Source organism: Neisseria sp. P0009.S007 (assembly GCF_051962515.1).
The window spans coordinates 5,119-10,460 of record NZ_JBQCVF010000079.1 but is presented as its reverse complement, the minus strand read 5'-3'; the positions used below and the strand labels follow the sequence as shown (position 1 = coordinate 10,460).

The 5,342-nt window shown below is 44.4% G+C and carries 5 protein-coding genes; 3 read left to right on the top strand and 2 right to left on the bottom strand.

Features of this window, described 5'->3' with window-relative positions; genetic code table 11:
* Positions 1-461: DNA polymerase III subunit epsilon (gene dnaQ / locus ACTHS3_RS08225; RefSeq protein ID WP_440367648.1), on the bottom strand; the 461-nt coding region annotated here is incomplete at its 3' end.
* 341 nt (positions 462-802) lie between these two features.
* On the opposite strand from dnaQ, the gene ACTHS3_RS08220 reads away from it, so the two are divergent.
* From ACTHS3_RS08220 to ACTHS3_RS08210, 3 genes are all read left to right on the top strand, one after another.
* A complete protein-coding gene (locus ACTHS3_RS08220; protein ID WP_049348077.1) occupies positions 803-1,279 on the top strand; it encodes a hypothetical protein in 477 nt (158 codons plus the stop codon).
* 146 nt (positions 1,280-1,425) lie between these two features.
* Positions 1,426-2,109, top strand: a complete 684-nt coding sequence (locus ACTHS3_RS08215) for a 16S rRNA pseudouridine(516) synthase (protein WP_440367646.1) — start codon at positions 1,426-1,428, stop codon at positions 2,107-2,109.
* A gap of 782 nt (positions 2,110-2,891) precedes the next feature.
* Complete coding sequence (locus ACTHS3_RS08210) at positions 2,892-4,256, top strand: sodium-dependent transporter (protein WP_004519747.1); 1,365 nt, start codon at positions 2,892-2,894, stop codon at positions 4,254-4,256.
* A 60-nt stretch (positions 4,257-4,316) separates the two neighbouring features.
* Here ACTHS3_RS08210 and dld read toward each other — a convergent pair.
* Positions 4,317-5,342, bottom strand: a 1,026-nt coding sequence (gene dld, locus ACTHS3_RS08205; protein ID WP_440367644.1) for a D-lactate dehydrogenase, incomplete at its 5' end; no start/stop codon positions are given.

The following is a 5,342-nucleotide window of genomic DNA, read 5'->3' as shown; positions in this document are numbered from 1 at the left end:
ACCCGTTTGCTGCGGTCAACGGAAAAGCGGTTACATAACGCATCCAAGCTTGCCTTTTGCCCCGGAAACATTTCACGCGCCATAGCCAGCGTGTCGGTGACTTTACAACCCAGTTCCTCAATAGAAGGCTGTCCCATGCGGCGGAATTCCATATTCAGGAAGCCGACGTCAAACTTAGCATTATGGATAATCAGCTCTGCGCCACGTATAAAGTCGGCAATCTGTTTACCTACTTGAGCAAACGGCGGTGCATTCTTCGCTTCCAATACTTCAATCGTCAGACCATGCACCTTCGCCGCTTCCTCCGGCATATCGCGCTCGGGGTGGACATATAAATGAAGGTTGGAGTCGGTCATTTGGCGGTTGATCATTTCCAAGCCGGCAAATTCGACCAGACGGTCGCCGTTTTCAGGATAAAGACCCGTGGTTTCCGTATCGAGGATAATCTGACGTTGGCTCATGGTTGGTAGTTTCTGCAATTATCAAAACGCCTTGAATCATACTGAAGGCCGTCTGAAATGTATAGTCAGCAAAACTTCAGCTGCTTTTGAAATGCCTTTTTACGGCTGGATTTTTTCAGACGGCCTTTATTTCTTTTGCATTTAATGGCCATCTATTACTGCATTTTTAAGTAGAAAGCCTAATTTCTAAAAAATTTTTTAAATTTAATTTCTTTAATAATTAATACCTTACTTATAAATTAAATAATAGGAACAATTATCATTTGCAAATTTAAAAAATCTCCGTATAATACAACCCATCGAAACAAAACAACCGCACAACAGAATGAAAGGAGAAGAAAATGCCCGAAAGTATTTTTAAGCAAGTCTCCCTTGATATTCTGAGACTGCACCAACAAGCCATCCGCTCTTTGATCGCCACCAAGTGTTGCGACGAATGCGAAGTACATGACGCAGTATTCATTACTTTAGATGGCCGATATTATGTTTGGCTTCCTTGCATGGGTAAATCGCCCCAATCAGAAACCGGCATCCTGCTGATTGAAGATGAAGACGGCAATACACGCTTGAGCTGGGTTGCCGATACACGCGAAGTCAAGCAAAAAGACAGTCTGTACAACCGTGTTGTTTCCGCTCTGCAACGAAAAATGCAGCGCACAAAAAACAAATTTATCCAGTCGGCAAACGCTCGATTGCTTGAACTTACGCCTCAGCAAGGCCGTCTGACGACAAACAGCAAAGATTTCTCGCTTTCACCACATGACTTGATGAAAGCACTTTATCCGGCAACACATCAAATAGGAGAATTTGCCCTGTAACAGTTTTTGGTAGTGGTTTGTGTTCCTTTTGCGCCCCTTAACATTTTAAAGGGGCGATTTTTTTGCCCCTACTTTTCAGACGGCCTCAAAACCGGTTTTCCAGTACAATAAAGGCCGTCTGAACATTTCCTACTTTTCAACCAACCATGCAACTGCTCAAATACATCCAATCACAAGGCCTCGGCAGCCGCAAGCAATGCCAATGGCTGATAGACAATGACTGCATTGCCATCAACGGCGAAATCCATAATAGCGCCAAAGACGATATCGACCCGTCTCAAGTGTACACCCTGTCTGTTGACGGCGAAGAAATTGCCGCCGTCCCCATGCCCTATTTCTACATTCTGCTTCATAAGCCAGCAGATTACGAAACTTCGCACAAACCTCAGCAATATCCGAGCATCTTCAGCCTTTTTCCCGACCACATGCGCAATATCGATATGCAGGCAGTCGGCCGCTTGGATGCAGACACAACCGGTATTATTCTGATTACCAACGACGGGCAATTTAACCACCGAGTTACCTCGCCCAAACACAAAGTTCCGAAGCTCTACCGTGTCACTTTGAAACATCCTGCCGACGATACCCTTTGCACTACGCTGAAAAACGGCGTCCTCCTGCATGACGATAATAAAACTGTCGCCGCAGCCGAAGCAGTATTGGCCGACCCAACCACACTGATGATGACCATTACCGAGGGTAAATACCATCAGGTCAAACGCATGGTTGCAGCCGCAGGCAACCGTGTCGAACAGCTCCACCGTGAGAAATTCGGCGACTGGAATGTCGATGATTTGGCCACAGGAGAATGGAAATTTATCCAAATCTAAAAAAATTCCAAATTTTTTCGATAATTTTTTAAACAATATGGATTTTTTATACATTTAAAATCAAACATCTAAACCTTATCATTTTTATTTAACAGAATTTAACACTGTAAAGACTGAACTATTGTATAATTCGCCTGTCTGAGTAACACTTGCTTCGAAAGAAGTGAGTAAGTGAGTAAGACGTTTTCCCCGTAATGTGTTTGGCCATCTATACTTTCCCCTTAGTATAGATGGTTTTTTTTATCTAAAATTTGGCAACCAAACAGGCGTACTTTCAGACGGCCCTTCTTATCTAAAGAAGCCATCATTTCTAAACCCCATCTCCACTCATTAAATTGCCATTACTCCTTTTCTCTTTCTCGTCTCTTCCGCATCAATCTGTGCTGTTTCAATTTCAGACAAATCGTTTTATAGAAAGAAAACCGATTGGTAACTATCCAAACTAAGGTTACAGGATGTTATTTAGACGGCCTTAGATAAATACCATCTTTGTTGCCGACATACTTGAAAACACACCTTAGTGCTATCCAATATCCTCACAACAACCTTTTTCCCATATCCCACTTTTCAGACGGCCTTTATCGTTACGGCTCTTTCAATCATTCATATCGCTTCAGACAAATTCTCTGTTTGCAGGTTTCAATACCAAGCAAACCAGAGAAACCCACTAAAAATTCTCCATTACATGGTTTTTTTAACTAATATTCTTTTCAGACTTTAGTCAAGATTCGTTAAATCTTTGCGGTAAAATGTTGTCTTTATTTTTATGCATCTGAGTATTTATGTCTTCCAATCAACCCCGTCAAACCTGGTCCAACCGTTTGACTTACATCCTTACCGTTGCCGGCGCGACTGTCGGCTTTGGCGCGACATGGCGTTTCCCGTATCTGGTTGGTGAAAACGGCGGTGGCGCGTATGTGTTTCTGTTCTGTATCGCCATGCTGGTCATCGGTATTCCGATGATCTTGGTGGAAAACGTCATCGGTCGCCGTAAAGGCGTGAACGCGCTGGATACGTTTGGCGGCACAATGAATGGCAAACCCGTTGCCAAAGTTTGGAAATTGGTCGGTTGGATGGGCCTGCTCGGCGCATTCGGCATCATGGCCTATTACATGGTGCTCGGCGGTTGGGTCATCAGTTACATCGTCAATATCATCGGCGGCAATTTGGATATTTCCAGCCCGGTTTCCGGCGAAGTTACCAAAAGCTTCTTTACCGAACACATCGAAAACAGCCCTTGGGAAATTGCCTTTTACACCTTCCTATTTGTGGTCGTAAACCAATGGATCTTGGTCAAAGGCGTGATCGGCGGTATTGAAAAAGCGGCAAAATACCTGATGCCTTTGCTGTTTTTATTCCTGATTGCCATGGTCGTGCGCAACGTTACTCTGCCGGGCGCTATGGAAGGCATTACCTTCTATCTGAAACCTGACTTCAGCAAAATTACGGCCGAACTGTTCGTCTTCGTTTTGGGCCAAGTATTCTTCGCCTTGAGCTTGGGTTTCGGCGTGATGATTACGTTATCCAGCTATCTGGATAAAAACGAAAATCTGGTTCAGACGGCCGTAATTACCGCGATTACCAATACTTTGATTGCCGTGTTGGCTGGCTTTATGATTTTCCCATCCCTCTTCAGCTTTGGCGTTGCCCCTAACTCCGGCCCGACGCTGGTGTTCCAAAGCCTGCCGATCGTGTTCTCCAATATGTGGGCAGGCCCTGTATTTGCAGTGATTTTCTTCTCACTGCTTCTGATTGCCGCGCTGACCACTTCTCTGACCATTTATGAAGTGTTGATTACGACCATTCAGGAGAAAACCAAAATCCGCCGCGCAGCGGCTATTACCATCGTACTGACAGGTATTTTTATCTTCGGCAATATCCCTTCCATCTTGAGCTACGGCCCATGGAAAGATATTTCCGTGTTTGGTAAAAACATTTTCGATGCTTTTGACTATATCAGCGGCAACATCCTGTTTATGCTGACCGCGCTCGGCTCTGCCTTGTTCGTCGGTTTCGTGATGAAAGATGAAGCGAAGGACGAATTGCTCTACAAAGGCAACCATACTACGGTCAATATCTGGTTTGCCTATGTGAAATACCTCGTGCCGTTGGTGATTCTGCTGATTTTCATCAGTAATCTGTTCTGATAAGCAAACATATAAAAAGGCCGTCTGAAATATTCAGACGGCCTTTATTTTAACTACGCTTTATTCTGCCCAGTTTTTCTTCTTACTGGTTTTACCGATACCGGGGTTGAAGCTGTTGGTTGGGTCGAGTTTTTTATAGAACTGTTTCAGCTCGGGCTTGGCTTCATACAGATGACCGACATTATGCTCGGCAGGATATTGCGCACCGCGTTGGTCAAGCAGATGGAGCATTTCATGTTCCAAAGCCATACAGTCGTTGCCTTTTTTAATGATGTAGTCCTGATGGAACACATGACACATAAAATGTCCGTAATACAATTTATGGATGATTTTATTGTCGATTTCGGGCGGCAGTGTTTCAAACCAATCACGATCATCACGACGCAAGGCGATATCGAGTGCAACCAAATCCTCTACTTCATCATCATGTACAGAACGGTAACGGATCGCGGCAGAAGCCACAGCAAAGCGATGCAGCATAGCCGCCTGCGTTTCTTCGGCATTACATTCAAAGAATGCGCCGCCATGGGTTGCAAAATATTCCTTCAAGAAAGCACGCGCTTCTTCTACCCCCTCGCCACCCATTTTTAAAATCAGGTGATGTTCATATTTATCCCGATAGTTGCGCATAGATTTCGGCAAGTGATCGGGCAAAATCTTACTGATCAGTTGCATGAATTTATCAGAGAAGTGTTTTGGTAAGAAACTTATCTTTTTGCTGAATCTATCCACACGGGCCTTCAGATCAAACAGTTTCGGAAGTTGGTGGGTACCGAACGTCTTAATGATATAAAAAGTATCTTTACCATAAACGGCAGCAATATCAAAAGCATGACGATGGATATACTCACCAGAAATAGGCAGGTTTTTAAACTCGCTCAAAGCAGCACGACGAATATCGGTCAGCTCATTAATATCATTTGTACCGATATAGAAAACGGCAGTCTGTTTTTCTTGTGGGAACGTATCCAAGCGTACGGCAAACACCATCAGCTTGCCCGCGCAACCTGATGCTTCGTAGTGACGCGCAGGGTCGGCATTAAAACGGGCGGCAGTCGGTTCATTCACTTGGCGGACATGATCGCA

Coding starts and splice junctions, on each gene's coding strand:
- ACTHS3_RS08220 (WP_049348077.1), top strand. CDS start 803: ATGCCCGAAAGTATTTTTAAGCAAGTCTCCCTTGATATTCTGAGACTG.
- ACTHS3_RS08215 (WP_440367646.1), top strand. CDS start 1,426: ATGCAACTGCTCAAATACATCCAATCACAAGGCCTCGGCAGCCGCAAG.
- ACTHS3_RS08210 (WP_004519747.1), top strand. CDS start 2,892: ATGTCTTCCAATCAACCCCGTCAAACCTGGTCCAACCGTTTGACTTAC.